Below are 20929 nucleotides of genomic sequence, written 5' to 3'. Positions count from 1 at the left end.
CCTTAGTGAGTCAGGGTTGCCTGGTCAACCGGCGCGGTATTAACCGGGGTGGCAGTCGGGAGATAATGTTGCTCAGCGCTTACCGCCCACTGCTGGTAGCGGCGATAAAGCTGTTCAAAACGGTGTGCCTGTTCGGGGCGTGGTTGCAGGGTATTTTCCACCGCGCTGGCCATTTTTTGCTGCGCCGCAGGGATATCGGCATGCACGTTGGCCGCCACAGCGGCGAAGATGGCCGCGCCCAGCGCACAGCACTGATCGGAGGCGACGATTTGTAGTGGACGGTTCAGGACATCGCAGCAGGCCTGCATAATGACCTGGTTTTTCCGGGCGATGCCCCCCAGCGCCATGACGTTGTTGACCGCAATACCCTGTTCGGTAAAGCATTCCATAATGGCCCTTGCGCCAAAGGCGGTGGCGGCGATCAGCCCGCCGAACATCGCCGGGGCGTCTGTGGCCAGATTCAGATCGGTCATCACCCCTTTCAGACGCTGATTTGCGTTTGGCGTACGGCGACCGTTAAACCAGTCAAGTACCACCGGCAGGTGATCCAGCGACGGATTTTTCGCCCAGGCTTCTGTTAATGCTGGCAGCAGTTGTTTCTGGCTGGCGTTTATTTGCGCTTTCAGTTCCGGGTGCTGCGCGGCGAGTTGCTCCAGCGGCCAGCCGAGAATACGGCCAAACCACGCGTAGATATCGCCAAAGGCAGACTGGCCCGCCTCCAGACCGATAAAACCGGGCACCACACTGCCATCGACTTGCCCACAGATGCCTTTCACCGCGCGCTCGCCGACGCTCTGTTTATCCGCAATCAGGATGTCGCAGGTTGAGGTTCCAATCACTTTCACCAGCGTATTGGGCTGCGCGCCTGCGCCAACGGCTCCCATATGGCAGTCGAACGCGCCACCGGAGATGACGACGTTTTCCGGCAGGCCGAGACGCTGCGCCCATTCGCGACACAACGTTCCAACCGGCAGATCGGCAGTGAACGTGTCTGTAAACAGAGGGTATTGCAAATGCTGGTTAATCAGCGGATCGAGTGCGTCGAAGAAACTGGCGGGTGGAAGACCGCCCCAGCTTTCATGCCACAGCGATTTATGCCCGGCGCTACAGCGACCCCGGCGGATATCCTGCGGGCGCGTGGTGCCAGAAAGCAGGGCAGGCACCCAGTCGCACAGTTCAATCCAGGAGACAGCGGCCTGGGCAACCGCGCTGTCTTCACGGGTGACATGGAGGATCTTGGCCCAGAACCATTCGCTGGAGTAAATGCCGCCGATGTAGCGGGAGTAATCGACGTTGCCCGGCGTATGGCACAAACGGGTGATGGCTTCGGCTTCTTCCACTGACGTGTGGTCTTTCCACAGAACGAACATCGCGTTTGGGTTTTCCGCGAACTCTTCCCTGAGCGCCAGCACATTACCATCGGCGTCAATCGGCGCTGGCGTTGAGCCCGTACTGTCGACGCCAATCCCAACGACCTCCGCGCGTTGCGCCGCGCTGAGTTCTGCCAGTACGCTTTTCAGCGCGGCTTCCATCGATTCCATGTAGTCGCGGGGATGATGGCGGAACTGGTTGTTCGGGGCGTCACAAAAACGTCCTTCCTGCCAGCGTGGGTACCACTCAACGCTGGTGGCGATCTCTTCGCCGGTGGCGCATTCCACTGCCAGCGCGCGCACAGAATCACTGCCAAAATCGAGGCCAATTGCAATTGCCATCCTCTTGCTCCATCCAGAAATACGGGTATGGAGAAACAGTAGTGAGTAGGGAAAAAAACCGTCAGGTTGGATCCGCTAATCTTATGGATTAAAATGCTATGGCATCGCAAAGTGTGACGCCGTGCAAATAATCAATGTGGACATTTCTGCTCCAGTTATAGACACTTTTGTTACCCGTTTTTGCCGCAGTCATCGCGTAGAGTCGTGACATAATGCTTTTCACAAGCGGGATTGATGGGGCCGCTCGTAATGGTGCGGCGACAAGGCGGGGCGTAAACCATGCCGTCCTGCGTAATATGGACAATTTGTTTCCTCACCGAACCTCGGGAGTCGTGAAATTATGGCTGAACCGCAAAATGACCCTCTCCTGCCAGGGTACTCGTTTAACGCGCATCTGGTCGCCGGTTTAACGCCGATAGACGCCAACGGGTATCTGGATTTTTTTATCGACAGGCCGTTGGGGATGAAAGGCTATATCCTTAACCTCACGATTCGGGGGGAAGGGGTGATTAAAAATCAGGGCAGAGAGTTTGTTTGCCGACCCGGTGACATTTTATTGTTTCCGCCAGGCGAAATTCATCACTACGGACGCCATCCGAATGCCAGCGAGTGGTATCACCAGTGGGTTTACTTTCGTCCCCGCGCCTACTGGCAGGAGTGGCTGACCTGGCCATCCATTTTTGCGCAGACTGGTTTCTTCCGCCCGGACGAAGCGCATCAGCCGCACTTTAATGAGCTGTTCGGCCAGATTATCCACGCCGGACAGGGGGAAGGCCGCTACTCTGAACTGTTGGCGATCAACCTGCTGGAACAGTTACTGCTGCGGCGTATGGAAGCGATCAACGCCTCGCTGCACCCGCCAATGGATAACCGCGTGCGCGATGCTTGTCAGTACATCAGCGATCATCTGGCGGACAGTCATTTTGATATCGCAAGCGTAGCCCAGCACGTCTGCCTGTCGCCATCGCGCCTGTCTCACCTGTTCCGGCAGCAGTTGGGTATCAGCGTATTGAGCTGGCGTGAGGATCAGCGAATCAGTCAGGCGAAACTACTGCTCAGTACGACACGCATGCCGATTGCCACCGTCGGACGCAATGTCGGGTTCGACGATCAGCTCTATTTTTCCCGCGTTTTTAAAAAATGTACCGGTGCCAGTCCGAGCGAGTTCCGTGCCGGTTGTGAAGAAAAAGTGAATGATGTGCCCGTGAAGATGTCATAACCTGTAACTATTCAGTCAATTGATGCCTTGACGAAGCAGGGATGGGTTAGCAGAATCCCTGTTTCGTAAATCTGACGGACGCCTTATGCAAGCATTTCTGGAACACTTCATTCTCCAGTCCGCCATGTACGCGTTGATTGCCGTGGCGCTGGTCGCTTTCCTGGAATCGCTGGCGCTGGTGGGATTGATTCTACCGGGAACGGTCCTGATGGCCGGACTTGGCGCGCTGATTGGTAGTGGGGAACTCAACTTCTGGCATGCCTGGCTGGCGGGGATTATCGGCTGTCTGCTGGGCGACTGGATTTCGTTCTGGCTGGGCTGGCGCTTCAAAAAACCACTGCATCGCTGGTCGTTCCTGAAGAAGAACAAGGCGCTGCTGGATAAAACCGAGCACGCGCTGCATCAGCATAGTATGTTCACCATTCTGGTTGGGCGCTTTGTCGGACCAACACGCCCGCTGGTGCCGATGGTCGCCGGCATGCTGGATTTGCCGGTGGCGAAATTTATCACGCCCAATATCATTGGCTGCCTGCTCTGGCCGCCGTTCTACTTTCTGCCGGGGATTCTGGCCGGTGCGGCAATTGATATTCCGGCGGGAATGCAAAGCGGTGAGTTTAAGTGGCTTTTGCTGGCGACAGCCGTCCTGTTGTGGTTCGGTGGTTGGCTGTGCTGGCGCCTGTGGCGTAGCGGAAAAGCCGCGACGGACCGCTTAACCCACTACCTGCCAAAAGGTCGTCTGCTCTGGCTGGCTCCCGTGGTGCTGGGGATGGGGATTGTCGCGCTGGTGACATTGCTCCGCCACCCGCTAATGCCGGTGTATATCGATATTCTGCAAAAAGTGGTGGGCTACTGATATTTCTGCCAGATGGCGTGTATCCCGAAGGCCGGATAAGCGTCAGCGCCATCCGGCACCACCATTTAGCCAGCCTTAATTCCCAACAGCGCTGAGGCGCTGGCTCTGCCACTCAGTAAGTCATCTGTTTTGCCTTGCCACGCGATGCGACCGTCGGCGACGACGACTGAGCGCGGGGCGATACGCGCCGCATCTTCGACACTGTGTGAAACCATCAGCAGCGTCAGCTGCCGGGCGTGGCAAATATCGCTTACCAGGGTCAGCATCTCCTGGCGTAACGCGGGGTCGAGAGCTGAAAAGGGTTCGTCGAGCAGCAGGACCGGTTGTTCGCGCACCAGACAACGCGCCAGTGCTACACGCTGGCGCTGACCGCCGGAAAGCTCGTCAGGCAGACGGGTCATCAACGTCTCGATCCCCATTTGTTGCGCGATATGTCGGCGTTTCTCTTTTTGTTCGGCGCTTAATTTAAGTCCCGGATCTAACCCCAGACCGATGTTTTGCTCAACGTTTAAATGGCTAAACACATTGTTTTCCTGAAACAGCATCGAAACCGGACGACGTGACGGCGGCGTGGTGGTGTGGTCTTCCCCTTCAATCAGCAGGGTTCCGCGGGCAGGCGTGAGGAAACCGGCGATCAGACTCAGCAACGTACTTTTCCCTGCGCCGCTTGGCCCCAGAATCGCGACCTGTTCACCGCGCGCCACGGACAGCGTAAAGCGCATGGGCAGATGGTGATAGAGCCAGGTGATATCAGTCAGTTTTAGCATTTCGCCCCGGTAACGTCTCAATAACGGTAAATAAGATAAAGCACAGGATCAGCAGCAAGAGCGCAGTCACGGCGCCATCCTGACTGCGATAAGAACCAATTTGCTGATACAGATAAAACGGCAGAGTGCGGAAATCATCGTTGCCGAACAGCGCCACTACGCCAAAATCGCCGATAGATAGCACGCAGGCAAAGGCCAGCGCCTGCGCCAGAGGACGCTTCAATGCGCGCAGTTCCACCACTTTTAGCCGCTGCCAGCCTTCAATCCCTAATGACTGACACAGTGTGGTGTAACGGGCGGTAATATCGCGCATTGGGTTTTCCAGCACTTTCAGCGCATAGGGAATGGCCATTAGCGCATTGGTGAAAATCACGATGCCGTCAGCGGACTCCGGCAGGCCGATGCTGTTGTTGAGCAGCAGAAAGAAGCCGGTGGCCAGCACGATGCCTGGCATCGCCAGAATCAGCATCCCGCTTAGCTCCAGCGCTTGTCCTGCCAGCATCTGCTGACGGGCGCGCAGTTCGCGACTGCTCCACAGCAGCATCATCGTCAGGATCACGCACAGCAGACCTGCCGCCAGCGCAATACGCAGCGAAGTCCACACCGCCTGCCACAAGATAGGCTGTGCGAGTACGTCCAGTAGATGGCGATTCACCCCGTCGACCATCACCGCCAGCAGCGGTGGGAGTAACAGCAGCAGCGCGAGGACGATCAGCAGCGTATCGGTTAAGCGACTGTATAGCCGATCGTCCGGATCGCGCCATCCCTGAACCAGCGTAGTGCCGGGAGCGATAGCTTTACTCAACCGCTGACTGAGGAGCACCAGCGCCAGACAGCACACCATCTGGATCAACGCCAGCATGGCTGCACGGGCGGGATCGTAGTCGAAATTCAATGCCTGATAAATGGCCAGCTCAATGGTCGTCGCCTGCGGACCTCCGCCCAGCGACAGTACGGTGGCAAAGCTGGCAAAGCAGAGCATAAAAATTAGCGCCGCGACCGGCGGGATTTGGCGGCGCAGCCACGGCCACTCGACAAAGCGGAAGAACTGCCAGCCACGGATACCCAACTGGGCGGCAAGCTGACGCTGCTCGCCGGGGATATTCTCCAGCGACTGCAACAGCAGTCGGCTTGCCATCGGCAGATTAAAAAAGATGTGGGCAAGCAAGATGCCCTGCAAACCGTATGGCGAGAAGGTCCACTCCAGCCCAAGCATATGCCAGAGCGCGGCCAGCCACCCCTGACGTCCATAGACGCTGAGAATACCGAACACCGCGACCAGCACCGGGAGGATCAACGTCATGGCGCACAGGCGCAGCAGCGCCAGTCGCCCCGGAAAGCGGCGGCGATAGAGCGCGCGGGCCAGGAAGATGGCCGGAACGACAGAAAGCACCGCCGACAGGAAGGCCTGCCAGAAGGAAAAGCGCACCACGTGCCACAGGTAACTGTCCTGCCACAACGAGGACCACGCCGTCTGCGGTGCGTTGAACCACAATGCCAGAAAAGCGGCCAGCGCCACCGCCACCATCAGCGTGGCGGCAAAAAGGCCCGGTATCAGCCAGCCGGCAATTAACGGCTGACGGCGCGTTGCCATTCGCTAATCCATGCCTGACGTTGTGCCGCCACTTCCGCTGATGTGAATTCCAGGGTCGTTGCGGGTTTCGTCAGTTGTTCAAATCCGGCAGGCAGGGTGACATTCGCCACCGGATACATCCAGTTGCCGGTCGGTATCGCATTCTGAAACGCGGGTGAGACCATGAATTTGAGGAACTTTTCTGCCAGTTCAGGCTGCTTACTGGCCGCAGTACGCGCGGCGACTTCCACCTGCAGGTAATGGCCTTCGCTAAAGTTGGCTGCCACGTAGTTCTCTTTTTTCTCTTCGATGATGTGATACGCCGGAGAGGTGGTGTAGCTCAGCACCAGATCGCTTTCACCTTTCAGGAACAAGCCATAAGCTTCGCTCCAGCCTTTGGTGACGGTGACGGTTTTTGCTGCCAGTTTCTGCCATGCCTGCGGTGTTTTATCGCCATACACTTTCTGCATCCACAGCATCAGCCCAAGTCCTGGCGTGCTGGTGCGTGGATCCTGATAAATCACCCGCCATTTTTGATCGCTCTCGACCAGTTCCTTCAGGCTCTTCGGCGGGTTTTTGAGTTTGTTTTTGTCATACACGAAAGCGAAGTAGCCGTAATCAAACGGGACGAAGGTGTCATTCTTCCAGCCGCCAGGGACATTGACTGCCTCACTGGCGACACCGCTTTTCGCGAACAGCTGGGTTTGCGTCGCCGCTTCCAGCAGGTTGTTATCCAGCCCCAGCACCACGTCGGCCTTGCTGTTTTTCCCTTCCATCCGCAGGCGGTTGAGGAGTGAAACGCCATCTTCAAGCGCCACCAGTTTCAGCTCGCAGTTGCAGTCGGCTTCAAAGGCTTTTTTAACCGCCGGGCCAGGGCCCCAGTCAGCGGCGAACGAGTCGTAGGTGTAGACGGTGAGAACGGGTTTTGCGAAAGCAGGCGCTGCGCACAGGAGTATAAGGGGAAGATATTTTTTCAACACTTTGCACCTCAAAAGATGGGTGGCAAAGGATTTTGAGCGGTAGCCTCAAATCCCTTCGCCGGCGTTATCCGGATCAGGTTCGACGGGTATTTTCTCAGCCCATACACTTCATCATTCAAGCAGCCTCTGTGTTGGCTGCGTTCGCTCACCCCAGTCACATAGTGTTCTATGCTCCTGGGGATTCACTCGCTTGCCGCCTTGATGCAGCTGGAATGATTTTATGTATGTTTAATTAGCACCCCGTTGAGAACAGCGGTAGTGTAGTGATTTTGCCGCGTTGCGGCAATCATGGATCCGGCGGGGCAAACCACGCGGATTTAAAGTCGAACCAGCCGAGGGTGTTCATGCGCAAACCGCGCATACTGCGCTGGCCCTGAATGATCAGCCAGTGGTGGATCAGCGGGACAATCGCTTTGCTGGCAAGCAGTTGCTGGCACCACACGGCCAGATTCATCTCACCAGTGCGCCAGCGCGCGGCGTCGGCTTCCCAGTCCCGCGGAATGCAGTGCTGCAACAGTGGGACTTCACACAGATGCGCAAACAAAGAGAAGTCGAGCGGCAGGGTGAAGTTGGCGCTGTTAAGCCAGATGTCGCTTTCAATTTCTCCGGCATGCCATTGATCGTAGTCGATCTCCTGAATTTCCAGCTTCACCTGATGCTCAGCCAGGAGTTGACTCATGATCTTTGCAATCACCTGGTGTTCGATGTGTTCGTGGTAATAGGTCAGCGTGAGTGTCTCCAGCCCGGCGGGTTTCTCGCCGTGGCCCGGTCTTGCGTGATGCCAACGGGGCAGCAGGCCATAGGCCGGGAACCAGTGGCGCTGATACTGTTCATCGGCATAGTAAAGCAGGTTGCTTGGTGACAGTACGCGACTGACCCACTCCCGGACCTCCTGACTGACGCCGCGATGGGTACGGGCGTCGAACAGCAGGTAATAGCACCCCTCTTCCAGACGACTTTCGATGGCTTTTTCGTCGTCAGTGGGGCCTTTCAACGTCAGACCGCCGTTCGGCTCGTCGCCGATATCAGGCAGTACCCAGACGTTTACTTCATCAATCAGGGCCCGAAAGCCGAAGAAATCGTCAAAGGCATGGATCTTCAACTGATTGCGCGTATTCCGTATCACCGCGTACGGGCCGGTGCCGATCGGATGGCTGGAAAAGTTGCTCAGCGTTTCCCATTCACGCGGCAGGATCATCGCCGGAACCTGGCCCAGCAGCCACGGCAGCCAGCGATCGGGTTGTGAAAGATGAATGTCTAGCGTCCAGGGCGTTGGCGAGACGATCTCGCTGATGTGTGAATAGAGCGGTAAAACGTTAATACGCGTCAAGGACGACACCACGTCGTCCATTTCCAGTTCACGCCCGTGGTGAAAATGGATCCCTGGACGCAGAAAAAAGCGCCAGTGCAGGGGAGAAATTTGCTGCCAGTGGTGGGCAATATCCGCTTCCAGTTCCCCATTTTCCTCATTTACGCGGGTCAGGGCGCTGAATATTTGGCGGGCAATGTGGGTTTCTGAACGACGCAGCGCCGTGCCCGGCAGCAGATTTTGCATCGGACGGTAGTAAAGCACGCGCAGGATATGACGGCCCTGGCGGAAACTGCGGCCCAGATGGGAAACCAGCATCTGCCGCACGGCCGCTTTGTCGCCGACCAGTTGCACCAGTTGATCGATTCTGTCCTGTTCGAGCAGGTCTTCCGCACGCTGCTGCTGGAGCGCCAGTCCGGTATACAGGAAGGTCAAGCGTGAACGTTTTCCGCGCCCCACCTCCGCTTCCCACGTCAGCCAACCGCGCTCCTGCATGGTATTGAGCAGTGTGCGCATATGACGGCGCGAGCAGCTCAGCAGATCCGCCAGTTCGTTAAGCGTGGTGTCCTGCGTTTTGCCGTCGCAGCATTGCCACAAGCGGATGAACTGTTGTTGCAGACGGCCAGAAGACATAAAAGGGGAACTCCAGCGGAAAACTCAGCAATTTTATTATCCCTATATTAGGCCAATAATACATTCCGATGAAGCACTATGACGGGGTCATCGATATGCGCCAGTTTTATCAGAAGTACTTTGCCGCGACAGAAGGGTTGTCCTGGTTGGCTTGCCTGAGCGCGCCGCAGCGCTTAAAGATGCTGGAAGAACTGATGCAGTGGGAGGTGACAGCCTGACCCTGAAGTAGCAGACATCATGTGTGACTGAGTATTGGTGTTAATCGCCGCGCCAGCAGGTATCATCTGCTGGCTTTTTTCTTTTCCGTTGCGCTGATAAGGGAGAGTTATGCTCTGGTTAATGACGATGGGACGGCGTCTCAACGGTGTTTACGCGGCATTCATGCTGGTCGCATTTATGATGGGCATCGCGGGAGCGCTACAGGCCCCGACGCTTAGCCTGTTTCTTAGTCGCGAGGTTGGGGCGCAGCCGTTTTGGGTGGGGTTGTTCTACACCGTTAACGCCATCGCCGGGATTGGCGTAAGCCTTGCGCTGGCAAAACGCTCAGACAGCCAGGGAGACCGCCGCAAGCTGATCTTGTTTTGTTGTCTGATGGCCGTCGGTAATGCGTTGTTGTTTGCCTTCAATCGTCACTACCTGACGCTTATCACCTGCGGCGTCCTGTTGGCGTCGCTGGCAAATACCGCGATGCCGCAGCTGTTCGCCCTGGCGCGGGAATATGCTGATAGTTCGGCGCGTGAAGTGGTGATGTTCAGCTCAGTAATGCGTGCTCAGCTCTCACTGGCGTGGGTGATTGGCCCACCGCTGGCGTTTATGCTGGCGCTGAATTATGGCTTCACGATGATGTTTTCGATTGCTGCCACGATTTTTGCGCTCAGTTTCATCCTGATAGCCTTTATGCTGCCGTCCGTCGCCCGCGTTGAACAACCTGCGGATGTGCCGGTCAGTCAGGTTGGTGGCTGGCAGGATAAAAACGTCCGCATGCTGTTTATTGCCTCCACGCTGATGTGGACCTGCAACACCATGTACATCATCGATATGCCGCTATGGATTAGTTCAGAGCTTGGATTGCCAGATAAGCTTGCCGGGATCCTGATGGGCACCGCCGCAGGACTGGAAATTCCGATCATGATCCTTGCCGGCTTCTACGTAAAACGCTTCGGTAAGCGCCGGATGATGCTTATTGCCGTCACCGGGGGCGTGCTGTTTTATCTCGGGCTGATTTTCTTCCACAGCCATCAGGCGCTGCTGATGTTGCAACTGTTTAATGCGGCGTTTATCGGAATTATTGCCGGTATTGGCATGCTCTGGTTTCAGGACCTGATGCCCGGCAGGGCGGGGTCAGCGACGACATTATTTACTAATAGCATTTCGACGGGCGTCATTCTGGCCGGGGTAATTCAGGGCGCAGTGGCGCAGAGCTATGGTCACTTCGCAGTGTATTGGGTGATTGCGGTGATTTCTCTGGTGGCGCTGGTGATGACCGGGCGGGTGAAAGACGTTTGATTTATGGATTGCTGGATGTCGGTTAACGCCTTATCCGACCTACAGAAATTCGCAGGTCGGATAAGCGCAGCGCTAGCGCATAAACGCGGGCTGCTTGTCTTCGTACTCGGTGATGGCGGCTTCGTGCTGCAACGTCAACCCGATGCTGTCCAGACCGTTCAGCATGCAGTGGCGGCGGAAGGCGTCGATATTAAAGCTGTAAGACTTATCGCCTGCTTTCACTACCTGCGCGACCAGATCCACTTCAAATGTCATCCCCGGATTGGTTTTGACCAGGTTGAACAGCTCATCGACCTGTTCGTCGCTTAATTTCACTGGCAGCAGTTGGTTGTTAAAACTGTTGCCGTAGAAAATGTCCGCGAAGCTCGGCGCAATCACCACTTTGAAACCGTAGTCCGTCAACGCCCACGGTGCGTGCTCGCGGGATGAGCCGCAGCCGAAGTTTTCGCGCGCCAGCAGAATCGAGGCTCCCTGGTATTCAGGGAAGTTCAGGACGAATTCCGGATTCGGCTGCTGGCCTTTTTCATCCAGAAAACGCCAGTCATTGAACAGGTGCGCGCCAAAACCGGTACGGGTGACCTTCTGCAAAAACTGCTTAGGAATGATCGCGTCGGTATCGACGTTGGCGGCATCCAGCGGGACAACCAGGCCTGTATGTTGGGTAAATTTCTCTGCCATGGGAGTCTCCTTATTTGATGCTGCGAATGTCGGCAAAATGACCGGTAACGGCTGCGGCAGCGGCCATTGCCGGGCTAACCAGATGAGTACGCCCACCGCGACCCTGACGCCCTTCAAAGTTGCGGTTGCTGGTCGATGCGCAACGCTCACCCGGATTCAGGCGGTCATTATTCATGGCCAGACACATGGAGCATCCCGGCAGACGCCACTCGAAACCGGCTTCGATAAAGATCTTATCCAGTCCTTCCGCTTCCGCCTGCGCCTTCACCGGACCAGAACCAGGAACCACCAACGCCTGAACGCCCGGCGCGACTTTGCGACCTTTGGCGACCTCTGCGGCAGCGCGCAAATCTTCAATACGCGAGTTGGTGCATGAACCGATGAACACTTTATCGATCGCCACTTCCGTTAACGGCACGCCCGGTTTCAGACCCATATAGGCCAGGGCTTTTTCGGCGCTGGCGCGCTCAACCGGATCGGTAAACGACGCCGGATCGGGAATGCTGTCAGTCACGGAGATCACCTGGCCCGGGTTGGTTCCCCAGGTCACCTGCGGGGCAATCTCTTCGGCCTGTAAGGTGACAACCGTATCAAAGCGCGCGTCGGCGTCGGTTTGCAGCGTTTTCCAGTACGCAACCGCATCATCATAATCTTTGCCTTTCGGCGCGTGCAGACGACCTTTTACATAGTTAAAGGTGGTTTCATCCGGAGCGACTAATCCGGCTTTGGCACCCATTTCGATCGCCATGTTGCACAGGGTCATGCGACCTTCCATGCTCAGGGCGCGGATGGCATCACCACAAAACTCAACGACGTGGCCGGTGCCGCCGGCGCTACCGGTTTTACCGATAATTGCCAGCACGATATCTTTCGCGGTAATCCCCGGCGCGGCGGTGCCGTTGACTTCAATCTTCATGGTTTTGGCGCGGCCCTGCTTCAGGGTCTGGGTCGCCAGCACGTGCTCTACTTCCGAGGTGCCGATACCGAACGCCAGCGCGCCAAACGCGCCGTGGGTCGCGGTATGCGAGTCGCCGCAGACGATGGTCATTCCCGGCAAGGTAACGCCTTGTTCCGGCCCCATCACGTGAACGATGCCCTGATATGGGTGGTTCAGATCGTACAGCTCAACGCCAAATTCGTTGCAGTTCTTAATCAGTTCCTGCATCTGAATACGCGCCATCTCGCCGGACGCATTGATATCTTTGGTCTGCGTGGAGACGTTGTGATCCATCGTGGCAAAGGTTTTGCCCGGCTGGCGAACCGGACGACCATGCGCACGCAGGCCGTCGAACGCCTGCGGAGAGGTCACTTCATGCACCAGATGTCGGTCGATGTACAGCAGCGGGGTTTCGTTTTGCGCTTCATAGACGACGTGCGCATCAAACAATTTTTCGTATAACGTTTTAGCCATGATTACACCCCTTGTGCGACATAACGAGCAATGATGTCGCCCATCTCATCGGTACCAACGGCAGCCGCGCCACGGGCCAAATCACCGGTGCGGATACCTTCTTCTAATGCGCGGTTTACCGCACGTTCAATGGCGGATGCCGCGTCATCGGCATCCAGGCTGTAGCGCAGCAGCAGCGCCAGCGACAAAATTTGCGCAATCGGGTTTGCAATATTCTTGCCGGCAATATCCGGCGCGGAGCCACCTGCGGGTTCATACAGCCCAAAGCCTTGCTCGTTCAGGCTGGCAGAGGGCAGCATGCCCATGGAACCCGTGATCATCGCGCATTCGTCAGACAGAATGTCGCCAAACAGGTTGGAGCACAGCAGCACATCAAACTGGGACGGATCTTTAATCAACTGCATAGTGGCATTGTCGATGTACATATGTGCCAGCTCTACGTCCGGATACGCTTTCGCGATTTCATTGACGATTTCGCGCCACAAAATAGAGGTTTGCAGAACGTTAGCTTTGTCGATGGAGGTCACTTTACGGCGGCGTTTACGCGCAGATTCAAATGCAATGCGCGCGATACGTTCAATTTCAAAGCGGTGATACACCTCTGTATCGAACGCTTTTTCATGCTGGCCGCTGCCTTCGCGACCTTTTGGCTGGCCGAAGTAGATCCCGCCGGTCAGTTCACGGACGCACAAAATGTCGAAACCATTCGCGGCGATGTCGGCGCGCAGAGGGCAGAAGGCTTCCAGTCCCTGATAAAGTTTCGCCGGACGCAGGTTGCTGAACAGCTTGAAGTGCTTGCGCAGCGGAAGCAGCGCGCCGCGTTCCGGCTGGCTGTCCGGCGGCAGATGTTCCCATTTCGGGCCGCCGACGGAACCAAACAGAACGGCATCGGCGTGTTCACAGCCTTCAACTGTCTCCGGCGGCAGCGGTTGACCGTGATTGTCGATCGCCGCACCGCCCACATCGTACTGACTGGTAGTAATGCGCATGTTAAATCGGTTGCGAACTGCGTCCAGGACTTTAAGGGCCTGCGCCATCACTTCCGGACCAATACCGTCACCCGGCAAAACAGCAATATGGTAATTCTTCGACATCACACGGTTTCCTTGTTGTTCTCGTTGTTCTGAGCTTTACGTTGCAACTCTTTTTCGACTTCTGCCGCACGCCAAATGTTGTTCAGCACGTGCACCATCGCTTTCGCGGAAGATTCAACAATGTCTGTCGCCAGACCGACGCCGTGGAAACGACGCCCGTTATAGTTTGCGACGATATCGACCTGACCCAGCGCGTCTTTGCCGTGCCCTTTGGCGGACAGACTGTATTTCACCAGTTCAATGTCGTAATCAGTAATGCGGTTGATGGCCTGGTAAATGGCATCGACCGGGCCGTTACCGTTAGCCGCTTCGGCTTTCACATCACTGCCACAGGCCAGCTTGACAGAGGCAGTGGCGATATCGTTAGAGCCAGACTGGACGCTGAAATAATCCAGGCGGAAGTGCTCGGGCTCTTCCTGTTGCTTGCCAATAAACGCCAGCGCTTCCAGATCGTAATCAAACACCTGACCTTTCTTGTCGGCCAGCTTCAGGAAAGCGTCGTACAGATTGTCCAGACTGTATTCACTCTCTTTATAGCCCATCTCATCCATACGGTGTTTCACCGCTGCACGCCCGGAACGGGAGGTCAGGTTCAGTTGCACCTGATTCAGTCCGATGGATTCCGGCGTCATGATTTCGTAATTTTCGCGGTTTTTCAGCACGCCGTCCTGGTGGATCCCGGAGGAGTGAGCAAACGCGCCGCTGCCGACAATCGCTTTGTTCGCGGGGATCGGCATGTTGCAGATCTGGCTGACCAACTGGCTGGTACGCCAGATCTCCTGATGGTTAATGCGGGTGTTGACGTTCAGAATGTCATGGCGAACTTTAATCGCCATGATCACCTCTTCCAGCGAACAGTTACCGGCACGCTCGCCAATTCCATTCATCGCGCCTTCTACCTGACGTGCGCCAGCGTGAACCGCAGCCAGTGCGTTGCCGACGCCCAGACCTAAGTCGTCATGGGTGTGGACGGAAATGACCGCTTTATCGATGTTTGGTACGCGTTCATACAGGCCAGAGATAATACCTGCGAACTCAAAGGGCATGGTGTAGCCGACGGTGTCAGGGATGTTGATGGTCTTAGCGCCAGCATTAATGGCGGCTTCCACAACCCGGGCCAGATCGGCAATAGGCGTACGGCCTGCATCTTCGCATGAGAATTCAACATCGTCAGTGTAGTTGCGTGCGCGCTTCACCATGTAAACGGCGCGCTCAATCACCTCGTCCAGCGTGCTGCGTAATTTAGTGGCGATATGCATCGGTGAGGTGGCGATAAAGGTATGAATACGGAAGGCTTCGGCAACCTTCAGTGACTCAGCCGCAACGTCGATATCTTTTTCCACGCAGCGGGCTAATGCGCAAACCCGGCTGTTCTTAACCTGACGAGCGATGGTCTGTACAGACTCAAAGTCGCCGGGTGAGGAAACCGGGAAGCCGACTTCCATTACGTCAACACCCATACGCTCAAGGGCCAGCGCAATCTGCAGCTTCTCTTTCACACTCAGGCTTGCCTGTAACGCCTGTTCACCGTCGCGTAAAGTGGTATCGAAAATAATGACTTGCTGGCTCATGTTTTAGGTCCTTAGTCTTTAGGGCGCCTTGCTTCGAGCATAAAAAAACCCGCGCAACGGCGCGGGTTTTTTATCTTACTGGATACGACTTAATGCTGAATGCCGCTCACCAGTCTACCGCGCAACGAGGATGCGTTTAGTAGTAGTAGACCGTTAAAGCGAGCGATACGAATCATTAAATCAACTCCAGGCGAATGCGATATGCTTTTAGTGGTACTGGATACAGTGTCTGATGTCAACCCCATCGTCGAAAACACCACGACAGGCGGAAGAAAATGGCGGGGCTGATTTAGCTAATTGTGCTGAAGTTTTTTTGTTATGCCCTATAAAAAGAGGCAAGCCTCTTCACACTTTTCATTGTTTGACATAATTAAACACGCCTTTTTGCAATTATCGATAATGTTGCTGCACGGTATGGAGCGGAGAAGGGATTGCTATCTGTATGATTTCAATATGAATATAGAAGAGGTAAATGAGAAGGGGGCGGTTCTGATTATCCTGATGATAAATCAGTGTTAAGCGTTAAGGTATAAACAATAACAATATTCAATAAAAGCTCGGCGTATTATTGGTCAAACACATGATTGTGTATTTTCATCGCTTATGTTTATATTGCTCACATGATTAAAATTTTATGATTTGCCGTGCGGTGAAAGAGACGACATCGTTCTGATGGCGGTTTCTTACGCATTCGCACTGCTGTCTTTATGTTTTCCTAAATTTAATCTCTACCCTTTTTCTTATTATATATGCATGGTAAATCATATTTTCTGAGATTATTTTTCTGCATTTCGGCAAGAATAAAGGGAGTTAAGCGTGACAGTGGAGTTAACTATGCCAGAAGTAACCGTCGATAAACCCAATCCCCATCATTTAGAGATGGATAAACCGCAACTTCGAATGGTTGATCTTAACCTATTGACTGTATTTGATGCGGTCATGCAGGAGCAGAATATTACCCGTGCCGCGCATGCCCTCGGGATGTCGCAGCCAGCGGTAAGTAACGCTGTGGCACGTCTTAAGGTGATGTTTAATGATGAGCTTTTTGTCCGTTATGGCCGTGGGATCCAACCCACTGCGCGGGCTTTCCAGCTTTTCGGGTCCGTCCGCCAGGCGCTGCAATTGGTGCAGAATGAATTGCCCGGTTCCGGTTTTGAACCCGGCAGCAGCGAGCGTATTTTTCATCTCTGCGTTTGCAGTCCGTTGGATAATATCCTGACCTCTTTAATTTATAATCGTGTTGAAAAAATCGCACCTAATATACATGTTGTATTTAAGTCATCCTTAAATAAAGACACTGAACACCAGTTACGTTATCAGGAGACGGAGTTTGTTATTAGTTATGAGGAATTCCGTCGTCCTGAATTTACGAGTATTCCATTATTTAATGATGAAATGGTGCTGGTAGCCAGTCGTAAACATCCTCGTATTAATGGGCCACTGGTTGAAAGTGAAGTCTATAATGAACAGCATGCTGTTGTTTCACTTGACCGTTTTGACTCATTTAGTCAACCCTGGTATGACACGGCTGACTCTCAATCGTGTGTGGCCTATCAGGGGATGGCATTAATCAGTGTTCTTAATGTTGTTTCGCAAACGCATCTGGTGGCAATTGCGCCACGCTGGTTAGCTGAAGAGTTCTCTCCCACTCTGGATCTCCAGATATTACCGTTACCTTTAAAACTGAATAGCAGAACTTGTTATCTTTCATGGCATGAGGCTGCCGGTCGGGATAAAGGGCATCAGTGGATGGAAGAATTGTTAGCGTCCGTCTGCACACGTTAGGCATGAACAGGATAAACCGGATGCGAACATCTGGTTTATCCTGATACTTATCTATTCAATGGTATTTTGTGCTGAATTTGGCTGGCTATTCTTTTTTCTATCCATGAAAAAATTGATGATTCGCTGTATGTACCTATTTTGAGCCGATTAATTATCAATAGCTGAGCAAAATGTAGTTTAATTCGCCGTTTCTCCGTCACTTTCCTCTCATTTGTGCTTATTTTCCGGCTCATTTGCCTCTTTCTCCGAATTGCCTGCATCCAGGGGAGCGGTTAAGGTGTTTTACACATCAGTAATCGTCATTCAGTGAGGCAAGCCATGGAGATGTTATCTGGAGCCGAAATGGTCGTCCGGTCGCTTATCGATCAGGGCGTTAAGCAGGTATTCGGTTATCCCGGGGGCGCAGTCCTCGATATTTATGATGCGTTGCATACGGTCGGCGGGATCGATCATGTGCTTGTCCGCCATGAACAGGCTGCCGTGCATATGGCTGATGGCCTGGCGCGGGCAACCGGAGAAGTGGGCGTGGTGCTGGTCACTTCCGGCCCGGGCGCAACCAATGCAATTACTGGCATCGCAACGGCGTATATGGATTCTATTCCGTTAGTGATTCTTTCGGGTCAGGTCGCGACCTCGTTGATTGGCTACGACGCTTTTCAGGAATGCGACATGGTGGGGATCTCTCGACCAGTTGTGAAACATAGTTTTCTGGTGAAGCAAACGGAAGATATTCCACAGGTGCTGAAAAAGGCCTTCTGGCTGGCGGCGAGCGGTCGTCCGGGACCGGTGGTGGTGGATTTGCCGAAGGACATTCTCAATCCCGGCAAAAAATTACCTTATTCCTGGCCTGCATCAGTCAGCATGCGGTCGTATAACCCGACGACGGCGGGCCATAAAGGGCAGATTAAGCGTGCCCTGCAAACGCTGGTTTCGGCAAAGAAACCGGTTGTCTATGTTGGCGGCGGGGCGGTGACGGCGGGTTGCCATGAACAACTACATCAGGCCATCGAAACGCTCAACCTGCCGGTGGTCTCTTCGCTGATGGGACTCGGGGCATTTCCCGCTACGCACCGTCAGTCGCTCGGAATGCTGGGCATGCATGGTACATACGAAGCCAACATGACGATGCATAACGCCGACGTGATTTTTGCCGTTGGGGTCCGTTTTGACGATCGCACGACGAATAATCTGGCCAAGTATTGCCCGAATGCGACGGTACTGCACATTGATATCGACCCGACATCAATCTCCAAAACGGTGACGGCAGATATCCCTATTGTCGGTGATGCGCGCCAGGTGCTGGAGCAGTTGCTGGAGTTATTGCCGCAGGAATCCGCCCAGCAACCGCTGGATGATATACGCGACTGGTGGCAACAAATTGAACGCTGGCGCGCCCGTCAGTGCCTGAAATATGACACGCATAGCGAAAGCATCAAGCCACAGGCGGTTATCGAGGCGATCTGGCGCCTGACCAATGGGGATGCTTATGTGACCTCGGATGTAGGTCAGCATCAAATGTTTGCCGCTCTATATTATCCCTTCGATAAACCGCGCCGTTGGATCAACTCTGGCGGTCTCGGCACGATGGGCTTCGGTTTGCCTGCGGCCCTAGGGGTGAAAATGGCGTTGCCGGAGGAAACGGTGGTCTGCGTGACGGGTGACGGCAGTATTCAGATGAACATTCAGGAGTTGTCGACCGCGCTGCAGTATAAACTGCCGGTACTGGTGCTAAACCTGAACAACCGTTATCTGGGGATGGTGAAGCAGTGGCAGGACATGATTTATTCGGGTCGTCACTCTCAATCGTATATGCAGTCGTTACCCGATTTTGTTCGCCTGGCGGAAGCCTACGGACATATCGGTATTCAGATCTCCCGTCCTGATGAGCTGGAAAGCCAATTGAGTGAGGCGCTAACGCAAGTGAAAAACGGTCGTCTGGTGTTTGTTGACGTCACCGTCGATGGCAGCGAACACGTCTACCCGATGCAGATTCGCGGCGGCGGGATGGATGAAATGTGGTTAAGTAAAACGGAGAGGACTTGATTATGCGCCGGATATTATCAGTACTGCTGGAGAACGAATCCGGTGCGCTGTCGCGCGTGATCGGCCTTTTTGCTCAGCGGGGTTACAACATTGAGAGCCTGACCGTTGCGCCGACGGACGATCCGACGCTCTCTCGCATGACTATCCAGACGGTGGGCGACGAGAAAGTCCTGGAGCAGATTGAAAAGCAACTGCACAAGCTGGTGGATGTGTTGCGGGTCAGCGAACTTGGGCACGGCGCGCACGTCGAGCGCGAGATGATGCTGGTGAAAATTCAGGCCAGCGGCTATGGCCGGGAAGAGGTGAAACGCAACACGGAGATTTTTCGTGGGCAGATTATTGATGTCACGCCAAACCTCTATACCGTACAACTGGCTGGGACCAGCGATAAGCTTGACGCTTTTCTGGCAACGCTGCGCGAAGTGGCGAAAATCGTTGAGGTTGCCCGTTCCGGTGTCGTGGGGCTATCCCGCGGCGACAAGATAATGCGCTGATCGTTCTCTTTGCGTTAATTCAACTGCCCAACCTCTTCCGTTGGGCATTTTTTTGCGAAATCCGTGGTAACCCGGAATAAAAGCGGTTGCCGCAGTAACTATTCTGCGCTTAGATGTTACCGATTTTAACCCATGCCGTTACAATGGTTATGGTTTGTACATTTTACGCAAGGGGCAATTGTGAAACTGGATGAAATCGCTCGGCTGGCGGGTGTATCGCGAACGACTGCAAGCTACGTTATTAACGGAAAAGCAAAGCAATACCGCGTGAGCGACAAGACTGTCGAAAAAGTCATGGCGGTGGTGCGTGAGCATAATTACCACCCGAACGCTGTGGCTGCCGGGCTACGTGCTGGACGCACACGTTCTATCGGTCTGGTGATCCCGGATCTTGAGAACACAAGCTATACCCGTATTGCGAATTATCTTGAGCGTCAGGCGCGTCAACGTGGTTACCAACTGCTGATTGCCTGTTCGGAAGATCAGCCTGATAACGAAATGCGTTGCATTGAGCATCTTTTACAGCGTCAGGTTGATGCGATCATTGTCTCCACCTCGCTGCCGCCGGAACATCCGTTCTATCAACGCTGGGCCAATGATACCTTCCCAATCGTAGCGCTGGATCGTGCATTAGATCGTGAACATTTTACCAGCGTCGTGGGTGCCGATCAGGACGATGCCGAAATGCTGGCCGGAGAGTTGCGTAAGTTCCCCGCTGACACCGTACTCTATCTGGGCGCGTTGCCGGAGTTGTCCGTCAGCTTCCTGCGAGAGCAGGGCTTCCGTACCGCCTGGAAAGACGATCCGCGTGAAGTGAATTTTCTGTATGCCAATAGCTATGAGCGTGAAGCAGCGGCACAGCTATTTGAAAAATGGCTGGAGACGCATCCGATGCCGCAGGCGCTGTTCACCACCTCATTCGCCCTGTTGCAGGGGGTGATGGATGTGACGCTGCGTCGTGATGGCAAGCTGCCTTCCAACCTGGCGATAGCAACCTTTGGCGACAATGAACTGCTGGATTTCCTGCAGTGCCCGGTCCTGGCCGTGGCGCAGCGCCATCGGGATGTCGCTGAGCGCGTGCTGGAAATTGTCCTGGCGAGTCTGGATGAGCCGCGTAAACCAAAACCAGGTTTAACGCGCATTAAACGTAACCTTTATCGTCGGGGCGTATTAAGCCGCAGCTAGTCAATTTCTGAATTCTGCGTCAGAAGGCAAATTTTTCTGGCGCAGATTATCGAACTCCTCTCCGCAATACCCTCATCGTAATTAAGATTATTCCTTAGAATTTTCTCAACTTTACC

At 54.5% G+C, this 20929-nt stretch carries 18 protein-coding genes; 8 read left to right on the top strand and 10 right to left on the bottom strand.

The genetic code is table 11. The annotated features are described in order from the left end of the window. Positions 1 to 2: 2 nt before the first annotated feature. Positions 3 to 1712, bottom strand: a complete 1710-nt coding sequence (gene araB, locus KE671_RS10465) for a ribulokinase (RefSeq protein ID WP_206162898.1) — start codon at positions 1710 to 1712, stop codon at positions 3 to 5. Positions 1713 to 2052: 340 nt separating this feature from the next. On the opposite strand from araB, the gene araC reads away from it, so the two are divergent. Together araC and KE671_RS10455 are read left to right on the top strand one after the other, a co-directional pair. After that, on the top strand, positions 2053 to 2931 hold the full coding sequence (araC, locus tag KE671_RS10460) for an arabinose operon transcriptional regulator AraC (RefSeq protein ID WP_206162897.1): 879 nt from the start codon (positions 2053 to 2055) through the stop codon (positions 2929 to 2931). 85 nt (positions 2932 to 3016) lie between these two features. Beyond that, positions 3017 to 3784 (top strand): DedA family protein, encoded by a 768-nt coding sequence (locus KE671_RS10455; RefSeq protein ID WP_206162896.1) that lies wholly within the window; start codon positions 3017 to 3019, stop codon positions 3782 to 3784. 65 nt (positions 3785 to 3849) lie between these two features. On the opposite strand, the gene thiQ is transcribed toward KE671_RS10455, so the two are convergent. From thiQ to sgrR, 4 genes are all read right to left on the bottom strand, one after another. Then, positions 3850 to 4551 (bottom strand): thiamine ABC transporter ATP-binding protein ThiQ, encoded by a 702-nt coding sequence (gene thiQ, locus KE671_RS10450; protein WP_206162895.1) that lies wholly within the window; start codon positions 4549 to 4551, stop codon positions 3850 to 3852. Beyond that, positions 4535 to 6145, bottom strand: coding sequence for a thiamine/thiamine pyrophosphate ABC transporter permease ThiP (gene thiP, locus KE671_RS10445; protein WP_206162894.1), 1611 nt, complete (start codon positions 6143 to 6145; stop codon positions 4535 to 4537). The genes thiQ and thiP overlap by 17 nt, the downstream gene beginning before the upstream one ends. Further along, positions 6121 to 7104, bottom strand: a complete 984-nt coding sequence (gene thiB, locus KE671_RS10440) for a thiamine ABC transporter substrate binding subunit (RefSeq protein ID WP_206162893.1) — start codon at positions 7102 to 7104, stop codon at positions 6121 to 6123. Before thiB ends, thiP begins: the two co-directional genes overlap by 25 nt. Positions 7105 to 7390: 286 nt before the next feature. Beyond that, a complete protein-coding gene (gene sgrR, locus KE671_RS10435; protein WP_206162892.1) occupies positions 7391 to 9046 on the bottom strand; it encodes an HTH-type transcriptional regulator SgrR in 1656 nt (551 codons plus the stop codon). A 95-nt stretch (positions 9047 to 9141) separates the two neighbouring features. Between sgrR and sgrT the strand changes: the two genes are divergently transcribed. Both sgrT and KE671_RS10425 read left to right on the top strand, forming a co-directional pair. Then, the gene (sgrT, locus tag KE671_RS10430) at positions 9142 to 9264 is read left to right on the top strand and encodes a glucose uptake inhibitor SgrT (protein ID WP_042323887.1); all 123 of its coding nucleotides are present in this window, start codon (positions 9142 to 9144) and stop codon (positions 9262 to 9264) included. Positions 9265 to 9373: 109 nt separating this feature from the next. After that, positions 9374 to 10552: a sugar efflux transporter gene (locus tag KE671_RS10425; RefSeq protein ID WP_206162891.1), complete on the top strand. Its 1179-nt coding sequence runs from the start codon at positions 9374 to 9376 to the stop codon at positions 10550 to 10552. 72 nt (positions 10553 to 10624) lie between these two features. Here the strand turns inward: KE671_RS10425 and leuD are convergent, their stop codons facing one another. The 5 genes from leuD to leuL form a co-directional block, all read right to left on the bottom strand. Further along, the gene (gene leuD, locus KE671_RS10420) at positions 10625 to 11230 is read right to left on the bottom strand and encodes a 3-isopropylmalate dehydratase small subunit (protein WP_206162890.1); all 606 of its coding nucleotides are present in this window, start codon (positions 11228 to 11230) and stop codon (positions 10625 to 10627) included. Between the two features lie 10 nt (positions 11231 to 11240). Beyond that, complete coding sequence (gene leuC / locus KE671_RS10415) at positions 11241 to 12641, bottom strand: 3-isopropylmalate dehydratase large subunit (protein ID WP_206162889.1); 1401 nt, start codon at positions 12639 to 12641, stop codon at positions 11241 to 11243. 2 nt (positions 12642 to 12643) lie between these two features. Then, positions 12644 to 13735 (bottom strand): 3-isopropylmalate dehydrogenase, encoded by a 1092-nt coding sequence (gene leuB, locus KE671_RS10410; protein WP_206162888.1) that lies wholly within the window; start codon positions 13733 to 13735, stop codon positions 12644 to 12646. Further along, complete coding sequence (gene leuA / locus KE671_RS10405; protein WP_206162887.1) at positions 13735 to 15306, bottom strand: 2-isopropylmalate synthase; 1572 nt, start codon at positions 15304 to 15306, stop codon at positions 13735 to 13737. Before leuA ends, leuB begins: the two co-directional genes overlap by 1 nt. A gap of 89 nt (positions 15307 to 15395) precedes the next feature. Continuing rightward, entirely contained in the window at positions 15396 to 15482 is an 87-nt protein-coding gene (leuL, locus tag KE671_RS10400; protein WP_042323878.1) for a leu operon leader peptide, read from the bottom strand. A 658-nt stretch (positions 15483 to 16140) separates the two neighbouring features. On the opposite strand from leuL, the gene leuO reads away from it, so the two are divergent. The 4 genes from leuO (at position 16141) to cra (ending at position 20813) form a co-directional block, all read left to right on the top strand. Then, positions 16141 to 17091: a transcriptional regulator LeuO gene (gene leuO / locus KE671_RS10395; RefSeq protein ID WP_206162886.1), complete on the top strand. Its 951-nt coding sequence runs from the start codon at positions 16141 to 16143 to the stop codon at positions 17089 to 17091. A gap of 318 nt (positions 17092 to 17409) precedes the next feature. After that, positions 17410 to 19134 (top strand): acetolactate synthase 3 large subunit, encoded by a 1725-nt coding sequence (ilvI, locus tag KE671_RS10390; RefSeq protein ID WP_206162885.1) that lies wholly within the window; start codon positions 17410 to 17412, stop codon positions 19132 to 19134. Between the two features lie 2 nt (positions 19135 to 19136). Beyond that, on the top strand, positions 19137 to 19628 hold the full coding sequence (gene ilvN, locus KE671_RS10385) for an acetolactate synthase small subunit (RefSeq protein WP_206162884.1): 492 nt from the start codon (positions 19137 to 19139) through the stop codon (positions 19626 to 19628). Between the two features lie 180 nt (positions 19629 to 19808). Further along, the gene (gene cra / locus KE671_RS10380) at positions 19809 to 20813 is read left to right on the top strand and encodes a catabolite repressor/activator (RefSeq protein WP_206162883.1); all 1005 of its coding nucleotides are present in this window, start codon (positions 19809 to 19811) and stop codon (positions 20811 to 20813) included. Positions 20814 to 20929 lie beyond the last annotated feature (116 nt).

The sequence above is a fragment of the Citrobacter amalonaticus genome, assembly GCF_018252635.1.
Taxonomy (GTDB): Bacteria; Pseudomonadota; Gammaproteobacteria; order Enterobacterales; family Enterobacteriaceae; genus Citrobacter_A; species Citrobacter_A amalonaticus_E.
This window is presented reverse-complemented; position numbering and strand designations above follow the sequence as displayed.

Bases quoted from the DNA above. Each gene is read 5' to 3' on its own strand.
- sgrR (WP_206162892.1), bottom strand. From the start codon at position 9,046: ATGTCTTCTGGCCGTCTGCAACAACAGTTCATCCGCTTGTGGCAATGC.
- araB (WP_206162898.1), bottom strand. From the start codon at position 1,712: ATGGCAATTGCAATTGGCCTCGATTTTGGCAGTGATTCTGTGCGCGCG.
- ilvI (WP_206162885.1), top strand. From the start codon at position 17,410: ATGGAGATGTTATCTGGAGCCGAAATGGTCGTCCGGTCGCTTATCGAT.
- thiQ (WP_206162895.1), bottom strand. From the start codon at position 4,551: ATGCTAAAACTGACTGATATCACCTGGCTCTATCACCATCTGCCCATG.
- leuD (WP_206162890.1), bottom strand. From the start codon at position 11,230: ATGGCAGAGAAATTTACCCAACATACAGGCCTGGTTGTCCCGCTGGAT.
- leuL (WP_042323878.1), bottom strand. From the start codon at position 15,482: ATGATTCGTATCGCTCGCTTTAACGGTCTACTACTACTAAACGCATCC.
- sgrT (WP_042323887.1), top strand. From the start codon at position 9,142: ATGCGCCAGTTTTATCAGAAGTACTTTGCCGCGACAGAAGGGTTGTCC.
- ilvN (WP_206162884.1), top strand. From the start codon at position 19,137: ATGCGCCGGATATTATCAGTACTGCTGGAGAACGAATCCGGTGCGCTG.
- leuC (WP_206162889.1), bottom strand. From the start codon at position 12,641: ATGGCTAAAACGTTATACGAAAAATTGTTTGATGCGCACGTCGTCTAT.
- leuA (WP_206162887.1), bottom strand. From the start codon at position 15,306: ATGAGCCAGCAAGTCATTATTTTCGATACCACTTTACGCGACGGTGAA.
- KE671_RS10455 (WP_206162896.1), top strand. From the start codon at position 3,017: ATGCAAGCATTTCTGGAACACTTCATTCTCCAGTCCGCCATGTACGCG.
- KE671_RS10425 (WP_206162891.1), top strand. From the start codon at position 9,374: ATGCTCTGGTTAATGACGATGGGACGGCGTCTCAACGGTGTTTACGCG.
- araC (WP_206162897.1), top strand. From the start codon at position 2,053: ATGGCTGAACCGCAAAATGACCCTCTCCTGCCAGGGTACTCGTTTAAC.
- leuB (WP_206162888.1), bottom strand. From the start codon at position 13,735: ATGTCGAAGAATTACCATATTGCTGTTTTGCCGGGTGACGGTATTGGT.
- leuO (WP_206162886.1), top strand. From the start codon at position 16,141: ATGCCAGAAGTAACCGTCGATAAACCCAATCCCCATCATTTAGAGATG.
- thiP (WP_206162894.1), bottom strand. From the start codon at position 6,145: ATGGCAACGCGCCGTCAGCCGTTAATTGCCGGCTGGCTGATACCGGGC.